Below are 21,311 nucleotides of genomic sequence, written 5' to 3' on the forward strand. Positions count from 1 at the left end.
TGCCCCGCCTGCCCGTACGTCGAGAAGGCGCCCGCGTCGTTGTCGCCGACCATCACGATCAGGCCGGGGCCCACGATGGCGAGCAGGGTCTTGAGCCGCGCGGACAGGCCGTGGCGCGGCGTGGTGTCGTCGAGCCGGATGGTGCCGAGCGCACCCCTGATGTCGCCGACGTGGGCGTCGTCGAGCACGGCGGTGCGGGTGGTGGCGGGGACCTTCGGGTCCAGCATCACGTTGGTCATGGCAGGGCCTCCCTGCCCCCTTCCTTGAGGGGGCGACAGGGGGCACGCAGCAGCGATCCTCCCTGCGAGAGCGCACGGCGTCGGACCGCACGGCGGCGCTGAGCGGCGGCGGCCGTGAGGGCATGACAGAGCGTCAGACGTCGTGCGTCGGGGCGCGGTTGAGCGCATGACGCAGCGTCAGGTGAACGCGCGCAGGGAAGGTTGTTACCGCGTGCCAGAGGTGATCGAGAGCATGCGGGGGCAGGGGCGACTATGGCCCGGACTATCGCAGTCCATGTCTCTCGCCTCCTCCCGGTCGGGGGCGCACGTCTGTGCACCGCATCGCGACACGGCAAGGAGCGGACCGGCCCCACGGGACCGGCACACCCCAACTCGTCAGAGCTTTGGCACTCCACGGCGTGTCCAGCCCGATCGGCCGGAAGCCACTTGGGGTCAACCCTTAACTCGGGAAGACCTGTCCTGAACCTGGGCGTCTCTCGACGTCGTCGGGTCAGTGGCCTGTGTCCGTGAAGACGCCTCACCGAACGAGGTGCCTTTCAAATCTCGTCAAGCATAAACCCTCCCCTTCACCCGGATAGCGGCGTTTCGACCGAACTTCGACAGCTTTGTAGAAGCTTGACCAAACCCACCCCTCGACGTGCACCCCCGTCCGGCATATATAGTTCACCGACATATGCAGCTCAACAGCTCACGAGGGGGAAGTGTGTCCCACAGCGATCCGACCCGATCCGCACCCGTCCTGCACCTGGCCAACGTCACCCGGGTGCACGGCCGGGGCGCCGCCGAGGTACACGCCCTGCGCGGCGTCGAACTGGCCGTCCACCCCGGCGAGTTCGTCGCCGTCATGGGCCCGTCCGGCTCCGGGAAGTCCACCCTGCTGACCCTGGCCGGCGGACTCGACGCGCCCAGCGAGGGCGAGATCCTGGTCGAGGGCGTGGCCCTCGGCGGCCTCAGCCGCGGCCGGCTCGCCGACCTTCGGCGGCGCTCCATCGGGTACGTCTTCCAGGACTACAACCTGATCCCCGCCCTCACCGCCGCCGAGAACATCTCGCTGCCCCGCGAACTCGACGGAGTCTCCGGACGCACCGCCCGCCGCGAGGCGCTCGCCGCCCTGGAGGAGCTCGGCATCGGGGAACTCGCCGACCGCTTCCCCGACGACATGTCCGGCGGCCAGCAGCAGCGCGTCGCCATCGCCCGCGCGCTGATCGGCGAGCGCCGCCTCGTCCTCGCCGACGAACCGACCGGCGCCCTCGACTCCGCCACCGGCGAGGCCGTGCTCGCCGTGCTGCGCGCCCGCTGCGACGCCGGGGCCGCCGCGATGATGGTCACCCACGAGGCCGCGCACGCCAGTTGGGCGGACCGGGTGGTCCATCTGAAGGACGGCGCGGTCGCCTCCGAGAGCCACGGGCGGCGCACCGGCAAGCGCCGGCTGACCGCCGAGCCGCTCAGCGCCCCGGCCGACGGCTACGGCCACGCGGCCGACGGGGCCGGGCACTCGGCCACCGGCACCGGGCACGCGGTCGGCGACTTCGGCCACGCGGCCGACGGCTACGGCGAGGTGGCCCGATGAGACTCGGCGCCTGGAAGGTCGCCCTGCGCATCGCCCGCCGCGACGCGCTGCGCGCCAAGGGCCGCAGCGCCCTGATCGTCGCCATGATCGCGCTGCCCGTCCTCGGCGTCACCGGCGCCGACGTCGTCCACCGCAGCGGGCAGCTCACCCCGGCCGAACGGGTCGAACGGGTGCTGGGCGGGGCGGACGCCCTCGTCACCTCGCTCGCCCCCGGCCGGGCCGTCGAGCAGGCCCCGGTCGCCGAGGACGGCGCCTTCGCGGCCCAGCCCCGCCCCGGACAACCGCCCACGGCCGAGCAGCAGAAGGCCGCCGGCACCGACCCGGTCACCCTGGTCACCGGGCTGCTGCCGCCGGGCAGCGTGCTCACCTCCGCCCGGCAGGGCCCGGAGACCGGCGCGACCTCCCCCGAAGGCCTGGTCCGCACCCTCACCACCGAGGCCGACCTCACCGACCCGCTCTGGCACGGCCGGCTCAACCTGGTCGACGGCCACGCCCCGGGCGGCCCGCGCGAACTGGCCGCCACCCGGGCCTTCCTCGACAACGCCGGGCTGGCCGTCGGCGGCACCACCACCTTTCCGGGCCTGGAGCGGACCACCTTCACCATCACCGGCGTCGTCGAGCACCCGGACGACCTCCGCCGGGTCGAACTCGTCGCCCAGTCGGGCGCGTTGCTGAGCCAGCTCGCCGCCGCCACGCCTCCCGGCAGCCCGGCCGCGGCACCGCCGGAGCCCGAACGCGGCGCCTGGCTGGTCCGGCTCCCCGCCGGGGCCACCCTCGACTGGGCCAAGGTCCAGGAGTTCAACGCCCACGGCTACACCCTCACCGCCCGCTCGGTCGCGCTCGCCCCGCCGCCGCGCGCCGCCGTCCCCTACTACCGGGACGCCTACCGCTCCTTCGGCCCCTCCGCCGACGACAACACCAAGGTCGTGGTGGCCACCGTCACCGGCATGGGCCTGCTGGAGGTCGCCCTGCTCGCCGGCCCCGCCTTCGCGGTCGGCGCCCGCCGCTCCCGCCGCCAGCTCGCGCTGCTCGGCGCCGCCGGCGGCCGGCGGACGCACGTCGGCGCGGTGGTGCTCGGCGGCGCCCTCGTCCTCGGCGCGGCCGGGGCCGTGGTCGGCGTGGTCCTCGGCGGCGGCCTCGTCGCCGGGCTGCGCCCGTGGATCGAACGGGCCGGCGGCGCCCGCTTCGGACACTTCGCCCTGCCGCCACTGGACCTGCTCGCGATCGGCGGGATCGGCCTGCTCACGGCGCTCCTCGCGGCCGCGCTGCCCGCCCGGCAAGCCGCCCGCCGCAGCGTCACCGCCGGACTCACCGACCGGGACACCGTCCAGGCCCCGAACCGCTGGGTCACCGTGCTCGGTGTGCTGCTGCTCGCCGCCGGCGCCGCCCTGGCCCTGTACGGCGCGAGCGCGCTGCAACACGGCGGCGTGCCCGTCGTCAGCACCTACGACACCCGCACGCTGACCGTGCTCGGCGGCTCCGTCATCGCCGAACTCGGCCTGCTCGCCTGCACCCCCGCACTCGTCGCCCTGCTCGGCCGGCTCGCCAGGCGGCTGCCGCTCGGCCCCCGACTCGCCCTGCGCGACTCCGCCCGGCACCGCTCGCGTACCGCGCCGGCCGTCGCCGCCGTGATGGCCGCCGTGGCCGGGGCCGTCGCCATCGGCGTCTACAGCACCAGCACCGACGCCGAGAACCGCCGCGACTACCGGCCGCAGGCCCCGTACGGCGCCGTGCAGCTCCTCTCCACCGTCGACGGACCGCAACTCGACGGCCTGCGCGCCGAGGTGGGCAAGCAGCTGACCGACCTGGGGCCGCGCGCCGACCTCGGCGAAGCGGTGTACCAGTTCTGTGCCAACTGCTCCAGCACCGTCCAGCTCAAGGGCACCGTGAACTGGCGCACCGCGTCCGGCCCGCCGCACCTGGCCTCCGGGGACGCCGCCATGCTCCGCACCCAGTTCGGCATCCACGACCCGGCCGCCGAACAGGCCCTGGCCGCCGGGAAGATCCTGGTCTTCGACCGCGCCTTCCTCGCCGGCGACGGCCGGGCGGTGCTCCAGCTGCGCGGCAGCTCCGGCGCGCCGCTCCAGCCCGGCGAGGTCCCCAAGCCCGACCTTCAGGAAATCCCGGCCGACGCCGTCCTGGTCGAGAACCCGACCGCCGCCCGCTTCGCCCAGGGCCTGATCCTGCCCTCGGCGCTGCCCAAGCTCCTGCCCGGGCTCACCGCGAAGCCCACCGGCTCGATCTGGGTGCCCGCCACCCCGCCCGACCGCAAGGCCCAGCAGCGCACCGAGGCCGCCGTCGTCCGGCTCGACCGGGCCGCCCAGCTGGAGGTCGAGCGCGGCTTCCAGCCCCGCGGCGACGCCCTCACCCTGGCCCTCAGCGGCTTCGCCGGACTGGTCGTCCTCGGCGCCGCCGGCATCGCCACCGGCCTGGCCGCCGCCGACTCCCGCCAGGACCAGGCCACCCTGGCCGCCGTCGGCGCACCACCGCGGATCCGCCGCACCATGGCGGGACTGCAGTGCGCGATGATCGCCCTGCTCGGGGCGCTGCTCGGGGCGGTCAACGGCTTCGTCCCCGCGGTGGGCCTGCTGAAGTCCCGGGCGAGCGGGTTCGGCGGCCACCCGGCCCTGATCACCGCCCCCTGGGGCCAGCTGCTGCTGGTCGTCCTGGTGCTCCCGGTGCTGGCGGGGCTGCTCGCCGCCCTGCTGACCCGCTCCCGCATCCCGATGGGGCGGCGGCTGTCCTGACCCCTGGCGCACGCCGGTGCCCGCCCCCCATTCCGGAGGGCGGGCTTCGGCGTGCGCGGGCGACCCGCGCGCGAGAGCGCCGTACCATGGGCGGGTTCTAGCGGGCGAAGGGCGCCGGCGGTCGGCGAGGGAGAGAACGGCGGTGCTGCGCGGGTTCGGCGATCTGGAGGCCGAGATCATGGACCGGCTGTGGTCCTGGGGGCGGCCCGCCACCGTACGCGAGGTGGTGGACGACCTCCAGCGGCAGCGGCCGGTCGCGTACACCACCGTCACCACGGTGGCCGACATCCTGCACACCAAGGGCTGGCTGCGCCGGGACAAGGTGGGCCGGGCCTGGGCGTACGAGCCGACCTGCACCCGGGAGGCGTACACCGCGCGGCTGATGCGCCAGGCGCTGGAGACCACGCCGGACCGGGCGGGTGCGCTGCTGCACTTCGTCGACGGGATGAGCAGCGACGAGGCATCCGCGCTGCTGGCGGCGCTGGAGCAGGTGAAGGCCCGGGACGCCGAGTGACCCTCGCGCTGCTCGGCCTCCACCTGGCCGTGACCGGGGTCCTGCTGCCGCGCCGGCTGGCCGGCTCGGCCCGGTTGCAGGCGCGCCCGGCGGCGGGCGCCGCGCTCTGGCTGGCCCTGATGGCCTCCTTCCTGGTCGCGTTGCTGCTGGCGGCGCACCACGCGGTGGAGCCGTTCGCCCACGAGCCGGCCGGGCTGGTCGGGCTGTTCCCGCACCCGGAGCCCCCCGGGCCCATCGCCCCGCACACCCACGACTGGTGGCTGCTGGCCGCCGCCGGGGCCGCGATCGCCACGGTGGTGGCGGCCGTCGGCGTCCGAGCCGGACGGGCGCGCCGACGGCACCGGGCGATGCTGGACGTGGTCGCCGTCCGGGACGGGCGCTGGGGCGCCCTGATCCTGGAGCACGCCCACCCGACCGTCTACTGCCTGCCCGGCCGCAGCTCCCGGGTGGTCCTGTCGCGCGGGGCGCTGCGGCTGCTGGACGACCGGCAGTTGGCCGCGGCGGTGGCGCACGAGCACGGACACATCCGCGGCCGCCACCACCTGTTCCGGCTGCCGGCGGACACCTTCGCCCTGCTGTTCGGCCCGCTGCCGCTGGCCCGGCGCGGGCGGGCGGAGGTGGGGCTGCTGCTGGAGATGGCGGCCGACGACGCCGCGCTGGCGCGGGTGTCGCGCAGCGAACTGGCCTCCGCGCTCTGCGCCCTGGCGACGTCCGGAGCCCCGACGGGCGCCGCGCACGGCGTCGTGCCGGGCACGGCGTACGGCATCGCGCCCGGCGGGTCGCTGGCGGCGTCCGCCACCGGGGTGCTGGCCCGGGTCCGCCGGCTGGCCCGACCGGGGCACGGCCGACGAAGGCGCCAACTGGCCTTCTGGATAGTGGTGTCGGCGCTCCCGCTGCTGCCGTACCTGCTGGCCTGCGCGCCGCACCCGTAGGGCGTCCGCCGTCCCCCGGTCACGATGCCGGGCGGACCCTAGCGGTGCCGCAGGTACGCCTCGGCGGTTTCGCGCAGGCGGTCGTGCAGGCCGTCGTAGGCGCGGACCCGCCCGAGCAGGCTCTTCGGCAGCTTGGCGACCATCGTGTAGTTGGTGTCGCAGACGTTGGCGGCCGGCGCCAGCCCGGCCTGGCTGACCAGTTGGTAGGCGTCGAGCTGGTCCAGGCCGAGCAGGTGCCCGGTCCAGCCGACCAGGTCGTGCTGGCTGATCCGGAACGCGTCCTCCAGGGGGCGGGCGGAGCCGGTGCTGATCAGGAAGCGGTCGTCCTCCAGCCGCGGCCAGGCCGGTCCGCCGCCCTTGACCAGGTCGACGATCACGGTGGTGCGCATGGCCGCCTCCACCGCCGTCCCGCACACCTCCCCCTCCCCCTGACGGGCGTGGCCGTCGCCGATGGCGAGCAGCCCGCCCGGGACGTTGACCCCGAAGTAGGCGGTGGTGCCGGCCCGCATCTCGGGGGTGTCCAGGTTGCCGCCGTGCGCGCCCGGCGTGATCGAGGCCAGCACCTCGCCGGCCGCCGGGGCGACCCCGACGGTGCCGTGCATCGGGTCGAGCGGGAGGTCCACCGTGAAATCACTGTTCCGGGCCCGGAATCGGCAGACGCCCGCCTTGAGGTCCAGGTCGTAGACCCAGACCCGCTCCTCCAGCGGCGGGTGCAGCATCGCCGTGCTGTGGGTCGCGGTCAGCGCGCCGAAGTGCGGGAAGGTGCTGGAGACGCCGTACTCCCGGGCCGGGGTGATCTCCACGAAGTGCACCGCGAGGACGTCGCCGGGCTCCGCGCCCGCCACCGCGATCGGCCCGGTGACCGGGTTGAGGTAGGGGAAGACGCAGACCTGGCTGGGCAGGTCGCCGGTGCCGCGCACCTTGCCGCCGAAGCAGTCCTCGGTGGTCAGTTCGACGATGGTGCCGGGCCGCACGGTGACGAGCGGTGCGCGCCCGCCGAAGGTGTAGGCGTAGTCGGCCGGGGCGGGGGCCAGCTGGACGGTCTCGGGCAGGCTCACGGGTTCTCCTCGCGGGTGGTGGGCGCATCGACGGCGGATTCGGGCCCGGTGGCGGGATCGGGCTCGGTGCCGGATCCGGGCTCGGTGCAGGATCCGGGCTCGACGGCCGATCCGGGCTCGACGGCCGATTCGGGCTCGACGGCCGATTCGGGCTCGACGGCCGATTCGGCCTCGATGACGGCCAGTCGGGGCTTGCGGCCGGTGGCCACCAGCCCGGCCAGCACGACCGCGCCGACGGCCAGCCAGACGAAACCGAGCCGCTGGGCCGCTATGTTGGCGTTCACGACCACGTAGGCGAGGATCGCGAAGCCGAGGACCGGCGCGATCAGGTGGCGCCAGTAGTCCTTGCTGCGTCGGCGGATCAGGTAGTGGACGACGACGGCGACGTGCAGGACCAGGAAGGTGGTCAGCGCGCCGAAGTTGACCAGGGTGCTCAGCAGGGTGATGCCGTCGTCACGCGAGGCCATGTAGAGGCCGAGCAGCAGCGAGATCGCGGCGGTCAGCAGGGTGGCGTTGACCGGCACCCGGCGCTCGGGGTGGATCCGGGCCAGGAAGGCGGGCAGCTGGCGGTCCCGGGCCATCGCGTACAGCAGCCGCGAGGTGGCGGCCTGGGCGACCAGGGAGTTGGCGAAGCCCCAGGCGACGGCGGTGGAGGCGGCGGTCAGCGTGGCGAGCCAGCTGCCGGCGGCGGTGCGGGCCGCGTCGTAGAAGGCGGTGCCGTTCGGATCGCCGTCCCGGATCAGGGCGTCCGGGTCCGGCACCAGCAGCGAGGCCACCCACGTCTGCACGATGAACAGCGTGCCCGCGAGCAGCAGCGCGGCGACCATCGACCGGCCGACGGCCTTGGTGGAGTCCCGGTTCTCCTCCGAGAGGGTGGAGATCCCGTCGAAGCCGAGGAAGCTGAGCACCGCGATCGAGACCGCGCCGAAGACCAGGCTCCACGAGAAGGTGTGCGCGTTGTAGAGCGGGGTGAAGTCGAAGCCCCGGCCCTTGCCGGAGGCGAGCGCGATCACGCCGACCACCACGAACAGCGCCAGCACGACGAGTTCGCCGATCAGCATCGCCTTGTTGACCCTGGAGGTGGTCTCGATGCCCAGGTAGTTGACCACGGTGTTGAGCAGCACGAAGCCGACCAGCCAGAGCCACACCGGGACGGACGGGACCAGCGAGTTCATGGCGACACCGGCGACCAGGTACAGCAGCCCCGGCACCAGCACGTAGTCGAGCAGGATCATCCAGCCGGACAGGAAGCCGACCGGCGCCGCGATGCCCCGCCCGGCGTAGGTGTACACCGAGCCGGCCATCGGGAAGGCCCGCGACATCTGGGCGTAGGACAGGGCGGTGAACATCATCGCGACCATGCCCAGGACGTAGGCCAGCGCGACCATGCCGCCGGAGCCCTGGAAGACGCCGCCGAAGATGCCGAACGGTGCGATCGGCACCATGAAGACCAGCCCGTAGACGAGCAGGTCGGTGAAGGTCAGGGACCGGCGGAGTTCCTGTTGGTAGCCGTAGCTCTCGATGCTCCGGGGCGCGGGCGTGTCAGCCATGGTGCTCCCTCTCCGTGACGACCCTGGGGGTGTGGGGAGACTGTAGGGGCAAGTACTTCCAGATGCTCCTGTTTCCACGTTCCGCCGCACGAGGAGGACCGACCGGGCGGACCCGGAGAACGCGAAGGCCCGCCCCCGCCGAGGCGGGAGCGGGCTGCCGAACTGCCGAACTGCCGAACTGCCGAACTGCCGAACTGCCGAACTGCCGAAGCCTACGGCCGGACGGCGCCCACGTACGGCATGGCGCTGATCGGGAGGACCTCGACGTTCTTGCCGGTGCGCGGGGCGTGGATCATCTTGCCGTCGCCGATGTAGATGCCCACGTGGTGGATGTCGGGGTAGAAGAAGACCAGGTCGCCGGGCTGGAGGTCGGCGCGCTGGACGCGGGCGCCGCTATTCCACTGGTCCTGGGACATCCGGGGCAGCTTGACGTTGGCCGAGCGGTAGGCGCCGCCGGTGAGGCCGGAGCAGTCGAAGCTGCTGGGGCCGGTCGCGCCCCAGCCGTAGGGCTTGCCGAGCTGGGCGTAGGCGAACTGGAGGATGGCGGCGGCTCGACCGCTGGCGGGCGGCGCCGGGGTGTTCATGTTCTGGCGCTCCGAGGAGCGGGAGGCCCGGTCGGCGGCGGCCGCCGCCTGGGCCTCGGCCTTGGCCTTCTCTGCGTTCTGCTGGGCGTTGATCTTGGCGCGGTCCTCGGCGCTCAGCTTGTTGAGCATGCCCTGTGCCTGGGCGAGCTTGGCCTGGATCTGCTTCTTCTTCTCCCCCAGCTCGGTGCCGACGGAGTCGAGCTGGGCCAGGGTGGCCGTGGCCTCGGCGCGGTCCTGGTCGAGCTTGCGCTGCTCGTTCTGGGCCTGCTTGAGCAGGGATATCTGGGAGTCGGCGAGGTGGTTCTGCACCGAGGCGCGCTCCAGGTAGGCGGCCGGGTCGGAGTCGAGCATCAGCTGGAAGGACGGGTCGATGCCGTTGGTGCGGTACTGGTCGGCGGCCACCGCGCCGAGCTGGGAGCGCAGCTCGTTCATCGCCTCCTGCCCGCGGGCGACCTTCTCCTGGATCTTGCTGGCGTCGCCCTGGAGCTTCTGCTGCTTCTCCTGGAAGCCGTTGAACTGCTCGACGGCCTGCTCCGCCTCCTCGTTGAGCTTGTCCACCTGTTCCTTGACGGAGGCCAGGTTGGGGGCGGGCTCGGCGTGGGCGGTGCCGGAGGCGAGGACGGCGCCGCCGGCCATGGCCGTGGTGAGGACCGCCATGCGGGCCCGGCTCGGGGGGCTGGGCTTGCGACGCTTTCCCATGGCGGGGGGCTCTCCTTCGGGGGACGGCAGGGGACGGCGAAGGCGGGCGAGGACCTACGGGGGTTCGGTCCCCGCCCACCTTCTTCGAAGTAACTTAATAGATGAGTGGAGGGGTTCCGCAATCCCCCTGTTCCGGGCCGTCCCTGGCGATCGATCGTGGCCCCCGGCACCGGCGTTGACCTCGGGTGCCGCCGTCCGCGGCACTCCTCGCCGCCCGGAGTGCTGAGAACGTGCCAAATCGAGGGAAAGGTCACACGGACCGCCCCTCCTGCGGGCCTGCGAACGAGCGCTAACCTGCGGTCATGAACGTCCTGCCCGAAGGGCTCCCCCTCGCCGCCGAATTCCCGGCCGCACACCGCGAGCAGTGGCAGCAGCTCGTCGAGGGCGTGCTGCGCAAGTCCGGCGCGCACCCCGCGGACGGCGCCGCCGCCGAGCGGGCGCTCACCACCGAACTCCCGGACGGGCTGCGCGCCCGCCCGCTGTACACCGCCGAGGACGCCCCGGCCGAAGCCGGCTACCCCGGCTTCCCCCCGTTCGTCCGCGGCGGCCGGCCGCAGGGCGCCGCCGTCGCCGGCTGGGACGTCCGCCAGCGGCACACCGACCCGGACCGCCGGCGCACCAACGAGGCGGTCCTGGCCGATCTGGAGAACGGCGTCGGCTCGCTCTGGCTGGAGCTCGGCGGCACGGGCCTGCCCGTCACGGCCCTGCCCGAGACGCTGGCCGGCGTGTACCTCGACCTGGCCGCCGTGGCACTCGACGCCGGGCCCGAATTCACCGCCGCCGCCGAGCAGTTGTTCGCCCTGTACGAGGAGCGCGAGGTCTCCCCCGGTGCCGCCGCCGGCAACCTCGGCGCCGACCCGCTGGGCCTCCAGGCCCGCACCGGCGAGACCGGACGCACCACCGCGCTGCTCGCCGAGGCCACCGCGCTGGCCGCCCGCTGCTCCGCCGAGTACCCCGGCGTCCGGGCGCTGACCGTGGACGCCCTGCCCTACCACGAGGCCGGCGCCTCGCCCGCCCAGGAGCTGGGCTGCTCGCTCGCCACCGGCGTCGCCTACCTGCGGGCGCTCACCGCCGCCGGGCTGTCGGTGGACGCCGCGCTCGGCCAGCTGGAATTCCGCTACGCGGCCGACGCCGACCAGTTCCTCACCATCGCCAAGTTCCGTGCCGCGCGCCGCCTCTGGTCCCGCGTCGCCGAGGTGTCGGGGGCTTCCGCGGCGGCCTCGGCGCAGCGCCAGCACGCCGTCACCTCCCGGGTGATGATGACCGCCCGCGACCCGTGGGTGAACATGCTGCGCACCACCGTCGCCTGCCTCGCCGCCGGCGTGGGCGGCGCCGACGCCGTCACCGTGCTGCCCTTCGACAGCGCCCTCGGCCTGCCGGACTCCTTCGCCCGCCGGATCGCCCGCAACACCCAGTCGATCCTGCTGGAGGAGTCCCACCTCGCCCGGGTGATCGACCCGGCCGGCGGCTCCTGGTACGTCGAGCAGCTGAGCGAGGAGCTGGCGGCGGCCGCCTGGGCCTGGTTCCAGGAGATCGAGCGGGCCGGCGGCCAGCAGGCGGCGCTCACCGACGGGACGGTCCGCGAGCGGATCGCCGCGACCTGGGCGGAGCGTTCCGTCAAGCTCGCCAAGCGGCGTGAACCCGTCACCGGCGTCAGCGAGTTCCCACACCTGGACGAACAGCCGCTGGTCCGCGAGCCGGCCCCGGCCGCACCGGGCGGCGGGCTGCCGCAGGTGCGCCGCGCCGAGGCGTACGAGGCGCTGCGCGACCGCTCGGACGCGCAGCTCGCGGCCACCGGCGAGCGGCCGAAGCTGTTCCTGGCCTCGATCGGCACCGCCTCCGCGCACACCGCGCGCACCACCTTCGCCGCCAACCTGTTCCAGGCCGGCGGCATCGCGACGACCTCGCTGGAGTCCGTCGACCCGGCCGCCTTCGCCGAGGCCTTCACCGCCTCCGGCGCCACCGCCGCCTGCCTGTGCTCCGGCGACGCGCAGTACGGCGAGCACGCCGAGGCCGTCGCCGGCGCGCTGAGGGCGGCCGGAGCCCAACGGGTGCTGCTGGCCGGTCGGCTCGGCGAAACCCCGGCAGGAGTAGACGAGTTCATCCACGCGGGCGGGGACGCCATCGCCGTCCTCACCTCCCTGCTCGACCAGATCGGAGTGGCACGATGATCCCCGACTTCACCGGAATCGGGCTGAACGGGGATCCCTCCGGGGACGTCACCGACGGCCAGTGGCGGGCCGCCTGGCGGCAGTCCACCGGCAAGGACGTCGACGAGCTGGTCTGGGACACCCCCGAGGGCATCGGCGTCAAGCCGCTGTACACCACGGCGGACCTGGCCGGCCTGGACTTCCTGGAGACCTACCCGGGCATCGCCCCGTACCTGCGCGGGCCGTACCCGACCATGTACGTCAACCAGCCGTGGACCGTCCGCCAGTACGCGGGCTTCTCCACCGCCGAGGAGTCCAACGCCTTCTACCGCCGCAACCTGGCGGCCGGCCAGAAGGGCCTCTCGGTCGCCTTCGACCTGCCGACCCACCGCGGCTACGACAGCGACCACCCGCGCGTCACCGGCGACGTCGGCATGGCGGGCGTGGCGATCGACTCGATCTACGACATGCGCCAACTCTTCGACGGCATCCCGCTGGACAAGATGTCGGTGTCGATGACCATGAACGGCGCCGTCCTGCCCGTCCTGGCCCTGTACATCGTGGCCGCCGAGGAGCAGGGGGTGGCACCCGAGAAGCTGGCGGGGACCATCCAGAACGACATCCTCAAGGAGTTCATGGTCCGCAACACCTACATCTACCCGCCGCAGCCGTCGATGCGGATCATCTCGGACATCTTCGCGTACACCTCGCAGAAGATGCCCCGGTACAACTCCATCTCCATCTCCGGGTACCACATCCAGGAGGCCGGGGCCACCGCCGACCTGGAGCTGGCCTACACCCTGGCCGACGGGGTGGAGTACCTGCGCGCGGGCCTGGACGTGGGACTGGACGTGGACGCGTTCGCGCCGCGGCTGTCGTTCTTCTGGGCGATCGGCATGAACTTCTTCATGGAGGTCGCCAAGCTGCGCGCGGCCCGGCTGCTGTGGGCGAAGCTGGTCAAGCAGTTCGACCCGAAGAACGCCAAGTCGCTGTCGCTGCGCACCCATTCGCAGACCTCCGGCTGGTCGCTCACCGCCCAGGACGTGTTCAACAACGTGACCCGCACCTGCGTGGAGGCGATGGCCGCCACCCAGGGCCACACCCAGTCGCTGCACACCAACGCGCTCGACGAGGCGCTGGCCCTGCCCACCGACTTCTCCGCCCGGATCGCCCGCAACACCCAGCTGCTGCTCCAGCAGGAGTCCGGCACCTGCCGGGTCATCGACCCGTGGGGCGGCTCCGCCTACGTCGAGAAGCTCACCCACGACCTGGCGCGCCGTGCCTGGCAGCACATCCAGGAGGTCGAGGCGGCCGGCGGCATGGCCAAGGCCATCGACGCGGGCATCCCGAAGATGCGCGTCGAGGAGGCCGCCGCCCGCACCCAGGCCCGGATCGACTCCGGCCGCCAGCCGGTCATCGGCGTCAACAAGTACCGGGTGGACAGCGACGAGCAGATCGACGTGCTCAAGGTCGACAACTCCTCGGTGCGCGCCCGCCAGATCGAGAAGCTGCGCCGGCTGCGCGAGGAGCGCGACGAGGCGGTCTGCCAGGACGCGCTGAACGCGCTCACCCGGGCCGCCGAGGCCGGCCCGCAGCGCGGCGGCTCGCTCGACGGCAACCTGCTGCACCTGGCCGTCGACGCGGCCCGGGCAAAGGCCACCGTCGGCGAGATCTCGGACGCCCTGGAGAAGGTGTACGGCCGGCACAGCGGCCAGATCCGTACCATCTCCGGTGTGTACCGAGACGAAGCGGGCCCCTCGGCCTCCCTCCAGCGCACCCGCGACCTGGTCGAGCGGTTCGAGCGGGCCGAAGGCCGACGCCCGCGGATCCTGGTCGCCAAGATGGGCCAGGACGGCCACGACCGCGGCCAGAAGGTGATCGCCACCGCCTTCGCCGACCTCGGCTTCACCGTGGACGTCGGCCCGCTCTTCCAGACCCCCGACGAGGTCGCCCGCCAGGCCGTCGAGGCGGACGTGCACATCGTCGGCGTCTCCTCGCTCGCCGCCGGGCACCTCACCCTGGTCCCCGCGCTGCGCACCGCGCTCGCCGAGGCCGGCCGGGAGGACATCACCATCGTGGTCGGCGGGGTGATCCCCCCGCAGGACTTCGACGCGCTGTACGAGGCGGGAGCGGCGGCGGTCTTCCCGCCGGGCACCGTCATCCCGGACGCCGCCTACGACCTGCTCACCTCGCTGGCGGCCGACCTCGGCCACGAGCTGTGAGATTTTGATCGTATGCCTCCGCGGACGATCGACCTCGACAGCTATGTGACGGGTGTCCTCGACGGCTCGCGCGCCTGGATCGCGCGCGCCGTCACCCTCGTCGAGTCCACCCGGCCCGACCACCGCGCGCTCGCGCAGCAGTTGCTCCAACGGCTGCTGCCGCACGCGGGCGGCGCGGTCCGGGTGGGCATCACCGGCGTGCCAGGTGTCGGCAAGTCGACCTTCATCGACTCCTTCGGCACCATGCTCACGGGGCTCGGCCACCGGGTCGCGGTGCTCGCCGTCGACCCCACCTCCAGTCGCACCGGCGGCTCCATCCTCGGCGACAAGACCCGGATGGAACGCCTCGCCGTCGACCCGCACGCCTTCGTCCGCCCCTCGCCCACCTCCGGGACGCTGGGCGGCGTCGCCAAGGCCACCCGGGAGTCCATGGTGGTGATGGAGGCCGCCGGCTACGACGTGGTCCTGATCGAGACGGTGGGAGTCGGCCAGTCCGAGACCGCCGTCGCCGGGATGGTCGACACCTTCCTGCTGCTCAGCCTGGCCCGCACCGGCGACCAGTTGCAGGGCATCAAGAAGGGCGTCCTGGAGCTGGCCGACGTCATCGCCGTCAACAAGGCGGACGGGCCGCACGAGACGGATGCTCGCGCCGCGGCCCGCGAACTCGCGGGCGCCCTAAGGCTGTTGCAGGCTCCCGACGCGGCGTGGACGCCCCCGGTGCTGACCTGTAGCGGGCGGGACGGCGCCGGACTCGACGTGCTGTGGGAGCGGCTGCAGCAACACCGCAAGGTCCTCGACGCCACCGGTGCGCTGGCCGCGAAGCGGCGGGACCAGCAGGTCGAATGGACCTGGACGATGGTCCACGACCAGCTCTACGCGCGGCTGCACGAACACCCCGAAGTGCGGCGGCTCTCGGTCGAGTTGGAGACCCAGGTCCGCGCCGGCACCATGCCGGCCGGGCTCGCCGCGCAGCAGATCCTCGACAGCTTCTTCGGCTTGTTCGGCACGCCCTGACGGGAGGCGCTGCTCGGGTGGCTCCGGGGAGGAACAGGTACGAGGGCCGTGCCGGTGTGCACGGCCCTCGCACCGGGTGTGGGGCGCCCCGTTCCCGCCCTCGTCGCCCGGATCTGCACGTGGTGGTGAGCTGTGCGGTGTGCTCTGTCACCTGTACGCGATGCTGAGCTGCATTGTTCGGTGAGGAATCGAACCCCTGCGTTGCTCTTCACGCGCCAGGGGCCGGATGAACCGCCGGCCCGCGGTGTGTGCACGCCTCCGTGGCGACTACCTGCTTCCCCCACCCAGCTTGTGGGGTCAGTCCTCGATCAGGTCGATCTCCCAGTTGGTGCGCTGGATCAGGGTGTCCACCTCGCGGATCTCCTTCGCCAGGGCGTCCGCCTGGGCATGGAGCTCGGCGACCGGCAGGGCGGAGAGGATCCTGAGTTCGGACCGCAACTGCCGTACGGCTCCCCGCTGGTCGCGCCCGGAGGCGGCGTCGGCGGCCGCGGTGATCACCGAGTGGCGCAGCCGCAGGACGTCCCGGCGGGCGAGGGCGTCGGTCAGCGTGCCGCCGCCCTCGATGAGCGAGGTGGAGTTGGTCCGGTTGATCTGACGGATCAGCCGCTCCAGCTCGTCCAGCGCCTCCCCGGCCTGGGCCAGGACCTCCGCCGCGCTCTCGGCCGGTTCCTCGCCCTCCTGGTAGCGCGCACTGCCGACGACGCGCGCCCGCAACTGCTCCACCTGCCGCACCGCAGCCGCGCGCTGCGCGAGCGCTTCAGCCAGTTTCACCGCGTCATCACCTCTACGTCCTGCTGATCGTCCGGCAAGTATGCACATCGGTGCCTGACGGCTCGGCAAGAGGGGTGGAGCCGGCCGGACCGACCCGGCGGGCGCCGGGCGGGTTCACGCCCCTCGACAGCGTTCGGCCGCTGCCCGCACGTCCGCCAGCGCCCTCGCGCGGTCGACCGGCGGCGGCGAGAAGCGTCCGGGCGCCGCCAGTACGTGCTCCTCCCAGCGGTCCTGCCAGAACTCCACCGTCCAACCGGGCCATCGCCGCGGCATCTCGTACGCCTCCGCCGCCGCCCCGAGCACCCACCAGCCCACCCACCGGCGCAGCGGATCGACGTGGATGCCGGCATCGGCCGACGCCCGGCAGACCCCGTGCTCGGGGCCGCCCGCCAGTCGGTCGAGCAGCGCAGCCCCCTCCCGGACCGGATGGTCGTTGACGTTCGCCAACACGTAGCAGTGCTCCGTCCCGACCGTCACCACCGCAACCATCGGCTCGGGGTCAGCCAGTTCCTCGTCGCCCGGTTCGAGCAGCGGCCCCACCGCAATCCCGCACCCACGGGCACGGACGTGTTCGGGGTCCAGCCCCAGGTACGTCCGCAGCTCGGCCGGGCCGTCGTACATCCACCGGACGTCCCACCCCGCCCACGCCTCCTGCAACAGTTCCAGCGTGGCTGCCCGGTGGCGCATCTCGGCGCTCGGCCCTTCCCAGGCGAACAGCATCAACACCTTCCGCCCGAGGTCGATCAGTGCCGCACCCTGGCAGTGCACATCGTCCAGCCACCAGTCGACCGCTCTCAGGTGCCGGACCATCGAGAGAACCTCCGCCGGCCCGGCCAGGAGGTCGAGGTCGATTCCTACCGCCCCGAACCGCGACAGGTACAGCTCGAACTCACCGCTCTCGCGGACAACGACGAAGTTCGCACGATCACCCATCCGCCCAGAATGACCACCCCCGGCACGGGCCGCCACCACATTTGACGCCGACGCCTGGCTGGCGGAAATCGTGCTCGGATGGGGTACGCGGCTGGAGGCCGTCATCCCGGCGGATGAGTACCGGGATGGGCCGCCAGCGGGCCCGCTCAGCCGTGCGGTCAGGCAGGTCGCGCCGCCGCGACCGCGTCGGTGTACAGCTCAGTGGTCAAGTCGTCGTCCTTGATGCCGAGTTCGTCCAGCACCGCACGCACCAGGGCGAGGGCCGGCGCGAGGTCGGCCTCCGTGGCGGCCGTCGTCTCGACCTCGATGAACGTGGCGTCGTCCAACTCGGGAACGCGAACGAACGTGGCGAGCAGGCGCCTTCCGTCGCGCTGGAAGCCGTAGTTGCGGCACCGCTTCTCGAACGCGATGCGAGGGGTGAAGCCCAGGCCCCGCATGATCTCGTGCGCGGCATCGGCGTCCTCGACCTTCGTCTCGGACTCCGGCTTCGACCCGGACGCCTCGTCCACCCGGGCCCCCTTGTACGTGAGCACCGTGCGCGTGTCGTCCGGGCTGTGCACGGTACGGATCCGCAACTCGCGATCGGTGCCCATCAGGCTGCCGTCCGGCGCGTCGTAGTACGTGTCGCGGTAGACCTCGGCGCGGCCGGCACCGTGCCGGGCCTCCAGTTGCTCGCGCACGCCTTCCGGGTCGCGCACGACCGCCTTGAGCTCCGCTTCGATCGCCATCCTCGCCCCTCCGTCAGATCACGCGCTCGGCGCCGTCCACCATCACATCGAACTGCCTGCGCCAGCCCCGGTACAGGGGGCCGTGCGGGGTGGCCAGAACCTTATAGGTCGCCGACTCGTGTCCTTCCCAGTCCGCGTCGAAAGCTCCGACGAAGAGAGTCCGATCCAGCCTGATGATCCGCCACACCGGCACCGCGCTGTACCGGTAGACCTCAACCCGCCCGTACCCGGCCAGCTCTCGCAGTCGGGCCTCTGCAAGCCGGATGCCGCCCGCGAGCGATTCGGTGGATTCGCCGATCTCGGCGGCGCGCCGCTCAGCTGCCGGCGAGTCCGGGTCGAGGAGCAACACCCGCAGTCGCGGGGCGGGATCCCCATTCCAGTCCAGGTATTGGCGCAGCAGGGAGTCCCGCAGAGCCAGGAGCCCGAGACCGCGCACAGCGAGGACGTCCAGTTCAGTGGCCGACCGGGCGGCCCGTTGGATCTCGGCAGTCGCAGAGGCCTGGTCACTGTAGACGCGCGCGATCTCGGGGAAAGTCACCAGGTCGAAGGCTGATCCTGGCGAGCGTCGACCGTTCGGGCTCGGCGCCAGGCCAAGGAGGCGCCTCGCACCGTCGGGGAGATTGAGCCCGTCCGCGATGCGTTCGAAGACATCGAGCTTCGTAACGAGCCGACGGCCATTGATGATCTCGTTCACACGACCTTGGGTCATACCCACTTGCACGGCCAACCGGGCCTGACTGGCCCCACTATGGCGCTGAACGTACCGGAAGATGGCTGCCATATCGCGGCGGCTCAGCGCACGGCACACTTCCTCGCTCTGCCAGGCGAGGTCGGCCAGCTTGATCGGTTCGAGTGCGGTACCCACGAGACGCGCCCCTCATCGGTGAATCCATCCCACGGCGAGATTACCCACTGGATATTGGTATTGACGGTCAGTAACGGGAGTCTGGATCCGTGACCACGGGCCGAGTCCGCTCGGCCGCCTGGTCGACGATGACCCCGATGATCGGCACGACCAGCAGCACCACGACAACCATCGCGAACAGGTAGGGGGTACCCATGGGATGGGGAACCGGCAAGGACGGAAGCTCCGGTGGCGGCAGCGGGGACAACGACGGCGGGCAGGGCAAGCACGCGGGCGACAAGGACTTCAGCACGGCCCCGCAGAATCAGGATCACCAGTCGCGAAAGGCCGGCGGCAAGCACGGCAAGGGCGGCGACGAGAACAAGTGACAACTCACCACCAGGCCCTGGAGCAGGCCGGCGTGCGCGGCCTGCTCCTTGCCGTCTCCCGGCACCTCGGCCGCGATCTGACCCCCGACTGGCGCAAGGCCGCCGAAGCAACACCGCGCCACCGTTTCCTCCCCGACCGCATCTGGCTGAGCGGCGACGACGATGTTCTCGCGCCCTGCGATCGCGGGCACGAGCCCGATCGCTGGTTCGCCGCCGCGTACGCGGACGAACCCGTGGTGACGCAGATCAACGACGGGCAGGAGCCGGAGGATCTGGCCGACGCCTCACCGTCCTCCTCGGCCTCCGCTCCGTCGATCGTCTTCCAGATGCTCGAACTCCTCTGCCTCGCACCGGGGATGCGAGTCCTGGAGATCGGCGCGGGCACCGGGTTCAACGCCGCACTCCTCTCCCACCGGCTGGGCGACACCAACGTGACCACGATCGAGATCGACCCCACCGTGGCCGAACTCGCCCGTTCCAACCTCAAGGCCAACGGCTACGCTCCCGCCGTCGTCTGTGGGGACGGAAGCCTCGGCTGGAGCGGCGAAACACCGTTCGACCGTGTGGTGGCCACCTGTTCGGTGAGACGGGTTCCGTACGCCTGGATCGAACAGACCAGGCCCGGCGGCGTCATCCTCACCCCCTGGTGCGACGACTGGAGCCACGGCGGCCTGCTCCGCCTCACCGTGGGCAACGACGGAACTGCCACCGGCCGTTACACCCCCGACAGCGCCTTCATGCTGATGCGCACCCAGCGCCGCGACCTCCGCCTCTTCCGGGACGTCGTCATGGACGAGCACGTACCGGACGAGTCCACGACCACGCTCGACCCCTGGGCCGTCGCCGACTCGGAGTTCGAGACCCAGTTCGCCCTCGGGCACCGCCTCGGCGACCTCTGGTACGCCTGGCACCACGACCCCGATCTCGATGACGTCGAGACCCGCCTCTGGGTGGCCACGACCGACGGCGGCTCCTGGGCCGCCGTCGACTGGGACGGCACCGAGAACACCGAGCGGTACACGGTGTGGCAGCACGGCCCGCGCCGCCTGTGGGACGAAGTCGAGGCCGCCCACCGCTGGTGGCTGGACAACGACCGCCCCGGGCCGAGCCGCCTCGGCCTCACCATCGGCCCCGGAGGCCATCAGGCCTGGCTGGACGACCCGACGAATACGTGGCCCCTGCCGTAGCGGAGTGGATTGCCCGTCTCATTCAGCACGGCCCCGGACCGCCAGTCCGGGGCTGCCTGCCTGGAACCGATCGGATGTTCCAGGTGGTCAACAAGCCGACAACTGGGCATGTAGAGAGTGGAATTGGCGTTACCGTGGATCGGCTGTCGAGCTGAGCCGGAGGGACGTGGTGGATCGCCGGGGATTCGTGTCCGCCTCCAGCGCGTACGCGCTTGCGGCGTTGGGCCTGTCCGACCTTGATGCCGTCCTGCGGCGGGTACAGGGAAAGACTGGCAGCACAGTGAAGGTCGGCCGGGGCGAGGTCGCAGCGATCCGCCAGATGACGAAGTCGCTGGGCGACACGGCCGCCGAACTCGGTGGCGGCCATGCCCGCCATTTGGCCGTCCGCTACCTCCACGACGACGTCGCCCCCTGGCTGGACGGGACTTGGAGTGAAGCCGTCGGCCGGGAGCTGTTCGCGGCGACCTCCCAACTCGTCCACCTGGCCGGGTGGATGGCCCAGGACGAGGGGAACCAGGACGCTGCCCAGCAGTACTACGCGCATTCCTTCCGGCTCGCTTCCGAGGCCGGCGACGCCGAGTTGGCCGCCACCGCCCTGCGCGGTCTGGCCGTCCAGGCCATCGACCTGGGGTTCAGGCCCACCGCCGTACGGATAGCGGAAGAGTGCGTCGACCAGGCCAAACACCTCGATGACTCCCGATCCCTGGCCTACTACCAGGCCACCCTCGCCAACGCCGCAGCCCTCGACGGCGACCGGCGCACCGCGACCAGCTCGCTCGCCGCGTCCCAGAGCGCGATCGAACGGGCCACCGGCACGCCCGGCGAGTCGTGGGCCTCGCACTACAGCATCGGCCGGTGGGCTCACGAGTCCGGCATGATCCTCGCCCGACTCGGCGACCACACCAGCGCGCAGGAACACCTCCACCACGCGCTCGACATCCACGGCCTCGACCGCCGCCGCACCCGTGCGATCGTCCTCGCCGACCTCGGCACCGTCCGTCTCCGGCAGGACGACGTCGACGGTGCCCTCGCGTCCTGGAACGACTTCCTCGACTGCGCGGACGGCATCCGCTCGGTCAAGGTGCAGGACGCCGTCCGCGACCTCCGGGCCCGCCTCTACCGCCTCCGTGACGTGGCCGGTGCCGGGGAACTCGACGAACGAGCCGCGACGTTAGGGTGA

General features: G+C 72.4%; 18 protein-coding genes, 1 pseudogene and 1 riboswitch. Of the genes and pseudogenes, 10 read left to right on the forward strand and 9 right to left on the reverse strand.

What is annotated here, in order from left to right; translation table 11 throughout:
• A pseudogene (locus tag ACIOGZ_RS40020) lies at positions 1–239 on the reverse strand (manganese transporter); the annotation flags it as partial.
• Positions 240–598: 359 nt separating this feature from the next.
• Positions 599–775: riboswitch (M-box (ykoK) riboswitch) on the reverse strand.
• 137 nt (positions 776–912) lie between these two features.
• Here ACIOGZ_RS40020 and ACIOGZ_RS40025 point away from each other — a divergent pair.
• The 4 genes from ACIOGZ_RS40025 (at position 913) to ACIOGZ_RS40040 (ending at position 6,002) form a co-directional block, all read left to right on the forward strand.
• Positions 913–1,809, forward strand: coding sequence for an ABC transporter ATP-binding protein (locus ACIOGZ_RS40025; RefSeq protein WP_400989537.1), 897 nt, complete (start codon positions 913–915; stop codon positions 1,807–1,809).
• Positions 1,806–4,556 carry an FtsX-like permease family protein gene (locus ACIOGZ_RS40030; RefSeq protein ID WP_400989538.1) on the forward strand — a complete coding sequence of 917 codons (2,751 nt, stop codon included), beginning with the start codon at positions 1,806–1,808 and terminating at the stop codon, positions 4,554–4,556. Before ACIOGZ_RS40025 ends, ACIOGZ_RS40030 begins: the two co-directional genes overlap by 4 nt.
• Positions 4,557–4,701: 145 nt before the next feature.
• The gene (locus tag ACIOGZ_RS40035; protein WP_363589677.1) at positions 4,702–5,070 is read left to right on the forward strand and encodes a BlaI/MecI/CopY family transcriptional regulator; all 369 of its coding nucleotides are present in this window, start codon (positions 4,702–4,704) and stop codon (positions 5,068–5,070) included.
• Entirely contained in the window at positions 5,067–6,002 is a 936-nt protein-coding gene (locus tag ACIOGZ_RS40040; RefSeq protein ID WP_400989540.1) for a M56 family metallopeptidase, read from the forward strand. The genes ACIOGZ_RS40035 and ACIOGZ_RS40040 overlap by 4 nt, the downstream gene beginning before the upstream one ends.
• A gap of 38 nt (positions 6,003–6,040) precedes the next feature.
• On the opposite strand, the gene ACIOGZ_RS40045 is transcribed toward ACIOGZ_RS40040, so the two are convergent.
• The 3 genes from ACIOGZ_RS40045 to ACIOGZ_RS40055 all read right to left on the reverse strand — a co-directional run bounded on the left by ACIOGZ_RS40045 (position 6,041) and on the right by ACIOGZ_RS40055 (position 9,893).
• Positions 6,041–7,060, reverse strand: a complete 1,020-nt coding sequence (locus ACIOGZ_RS40045) for an acetamidase/formamidase family protein (RefSeq protein WP_363587078.1) — start codon at positions 7,058–7,060, stop codon at positions 6,041–6,043.
• Positions 7,057–8,610, reverse strand: a complete 1,554-nt coding sequence (locus ACIOGZ_RS40050; protein WP_400989542.1) for an amino acid permease — start codon at positions 8,608–8,610, stop codon at positions 7,057–7,059. The genes ACIOGZ_RS40045 and ACIOGZ_RS40050 overlap by 4 nt, the downstream gene beginning before the upstream one ends.
• 212 nt (positions 8,611–8,822) lie before the next feature.
• A complete protein-coding gene (locus tag ACIOGZ_RS40055; RefSeq protein ID WP_363625125.1) occupies positions 8,823–9,893 on the reverse strand; it encodes an NlpC/P60 family protein in 1,071 nt (356 codons plus the stop codon).
• A gap of 302 nt (positions 9,894–10,195) precedes the next feature.
• Here ACIOGZ_RS40055 and ACIOGZ_RS40060 point away from each other — a divergent pair, with 302 nt between their 5' ends.
• The 3 genes from ACIOGZ_RS40060 to meaB are packed head-to-tail and all read left to right on the forward strand — an operon-like array spanning position 10,196 to position 15,279.
• Positions 10,196–12,064, forward strand: a complete 1,869-nt coding sequence (locus ACIOGZ_RS40060) for a methylmalonyl-CoA mutase family protein (RefSeq protein ID WP_400989544.1) — start codon at positions 10,196–10,198, stop codon at positions 12,062–12,064.
• Positions 12,061–14,265, forward strand: coding sequence for a methylmalonyl-CoA mutase (gene scpA / locus ACIOGZ_RS40065; RefSeq protein ID WP_400803280.1), 2,205 nt, complete (start codon positions 12,061–12,063; stop codon positions 14,263–14,265). The genes ACIOGZ_RS40060 and scpA overlap by 4 nt, the downstream gene beginning before the upstream one ends.
• Positions 14,266–14,277: 12 nt before the next feature.
• Positions 14,278–15,279: a methylmalonyl Co-A mutase-associated GTPase MeaB gene (gene meaB, locus ACIOGZ_RS40070; protein WP_400989546.1), complete on the forward strand. Its 1,002-nt coding sequence runs from the start codon at positions 14,278–14,280 to the stop codon at positions 15,277–15,279.
• A 297-nt stretch (positions 15,280–15,576) separates the two neighbouring features.
• Here meaB and ACIOGZ_RS40075 read toward each other — a convergent pair whose 3' ends face one another.
• The 5 genes from ACIOGZ_RS40075 to ACIOGZ_RS40095 all read right to left on the reverse strand — a co-directional run bounded on the left by ACIOGZ_RS40075 (position 15,577) and on the right by ACIOGZ_RS40095 (position 18,772).
• The gene (locus tag ACIOGZ_RS40075) at positions 15,577–16,050 is read right to left on the reverse strand and encodes a DIP1984 family protein (RefSeq protein ID WP_363587072.1); all 474 of its coding nucleotides are present in this window, start codon (positions 16,048–16,050) and stop codon (positions 15,577–15,579) included.
• A gap of 114 nt (positions 16,051–16,164) precedes the next feature.
• Positions 16,165–16,983 (reverse strand): hypothetical protein, encoded by an 819-nt coding sequence (locus tag ACIOGZ_RS40080; RefSeq protein WP_400989548.1) that lies wholly within the window; start codon positions 16,981–16,983, stop codon positions 16,165–16,167.
• A 158-nt stretch (positions 16,984–17,141) separates the two neighbouring features.
• A complete protein-coding gene (gene cyaB / locus ACIOGZ_RS40085; protein ID WP_400803289.1) occupies positions 17,142–17,711 on the reverse strand; it encodes a class IV adenylate cyclase in 570 nt (189 codons plus the stop codon).
• A gap of 13 nt (positions 17,712–17,724) precedes the next feature.
• Positions 17,725–18,576 (reverse strand): helix-turn-helix domain-containing protein, encoded by an 852-nt coding sequence (locus ACIOGZ_RS40090; protein WP_400803291.1) that lies wholly within the window; start codon positions 18,574–18,576, stop codon positions 17,725–17,727.
• A 67-nt stretch (positions 18,577–18,643) separates the two neighbouring features.
• Positions 18,644–18,772 (reverse strand): hypothetical protein, encoded by a 129-nt coding sequence (locus ACIOGZ_RS40095; RefSeq protein ID WP_400803293.1) that lies wholly within the window; start codon positions 18,770–18,772, stop codon positions 18,644–18,646.
• Here ACIOGZ_RS40095 and ACIOGZ_RS40100 point away from each other — a divergent pair.
• The 3 genes from ACIOGZ_RS40100 (at position 18,771) to ACIOGZ_RS40110 (ending at position 21,311) form a co-directional block, all read left to right on the forward strand.
• Positions 18,771–18,944 (forward strand): hypothetical protein, encoded by a 174-nt coding sequence (locus ACIOGZ_RS40100; RefSeq protein WP_400803296.1) that lies wholly within the window; start codon positions 18,771–18,773, stop codon positions 18,942–18,944. The genes ACIOGZ_RS40095 and ACIOGZ_RS40100 overlap by 2 nt on opposite strands.
• Complete coding sequence (locus ACIOGZ_RS40105) at positions 18,941–20,131, forward strand: methyltransferase domain-containing protein (RefSeq protein ID WP_400803299.1); 1,191 nt, start codon at positions 18,941–18,943, stop codon at positions 20,129–20,131. Before ACIOGZ_RS40100 ends, ACIOGZ_RS40105 begins: the two co-directional genes overlap by 4 nt.
• A 319-nt stretch (positions 20,132–20,450) precedes the next feature.
• Positions 20,451–21,311: a tetratricopeptide repeat protein gene (locus tag ACIOGZ_RS40110; RefSeq protein WP_400989550.1), complete on the forward strand. Its 861-nt coding sequence runs from the start codon at positions 20,451–20,453 to the stop codon at positions 21,309–21,311.

Origin of the sequence: Kitasatospora sp. NPDC088160, assembly GCF_044741445.1 — a bacterium.
Taxonomy (GTDB): domain Bacteria; phylum Actinomycetota; class Actinomycetes; order Streptomycetales; family Streptomycetaceae; genus Kitasatospora.

Bases quoted from the DNA above. Each gene is read 5' to 3' on its own strand.
- ACIOGZ_RS40025 (WP_400989537.1), top strand. From the start codon at position 913: ATGCAGCTCAACAGCTCACGAGGGGGAAGTGTGTCCCACAGCGATCCG.
- ACIOGZ_RS40030 (WP_400989538.1), top strand. From the start codon at position 1,806: ATGAGACTCGGCGCCTGGAAGGTCGCCCTGCGCATCGCCCGCCGCGAC.
- ACIOGZ_RS40050 (WP_400989542.1), bottom strand. From the start codon at position 8,610: ATGGCTGACACGCCCGCGCCCCGGAGCATCGAGAGCTACGGCTACCAA.
- ACIOGZ_RS40055 (WP_363625125.1), bottom strand. From the start codon at position 9,893: ATGGGAAAGCGTCGCAAGCCCAGCCCCCCGAGCCGGGCCCGCATGGCG.
- ACIOGZ_RS40060 (WP_400989544.1), top strand. From the start codon at position 10,196: ATGAACGTCCTGCCCGAAGGGCTCCCCCTCGCCGCCGAATTCCCGGCC.
- scpA (WP_400803280.1), top strand. From the start codon at position 12,061: ATGATCCCCGACTTCACCGGAATCGGGCTGAACGGGGATCCCTCCGGG.
- meaB (WP_400989546.1), top strand. From the start codon at position 14,278: ATGCCTCCGCGGACGATCGACCTCGACAGCTATGTGACGGGTGTCCTC.
- ACIOGZ_RS40080 (WP_400989548.1), bottom strand. From the start codon at position 16,983: ATGGGTGATCGTGCGAACTTCGTCGTTGTCCGCGAGAGCGGTGAGTTC.
- cyaB (WP_400803289.1), bottom strand. From the start codon at position 17,711: ATGGCGATCGAAGCGGAGCTCAAGGCGGTCGTGCGCGACCCGGAAGGC.
- ACIOGZ_RS40100 (WP_400803296.1), top strand. From the start codon at position 18,771: ATGGGATGGGGAACCGGCAAGGACGGAAGCTCCGGTGGCGGCAGCGGG.
- ACIOGZ_RS40095 (WP_400803293.1), bottom strand. From the start codon at position 18,772: ATGGGTACCCCCTACCTGTTCGCGATGGTTGTCGTGGTGCTGCTGGTC.
- ACIOGZ_RS40110 (WP_400989550.1), top strand. From the start codon at position 20,451: ATGACGAAGTCGCTGGGCGACACGGCCGCCGAACTCGGTGGCGGCCAT.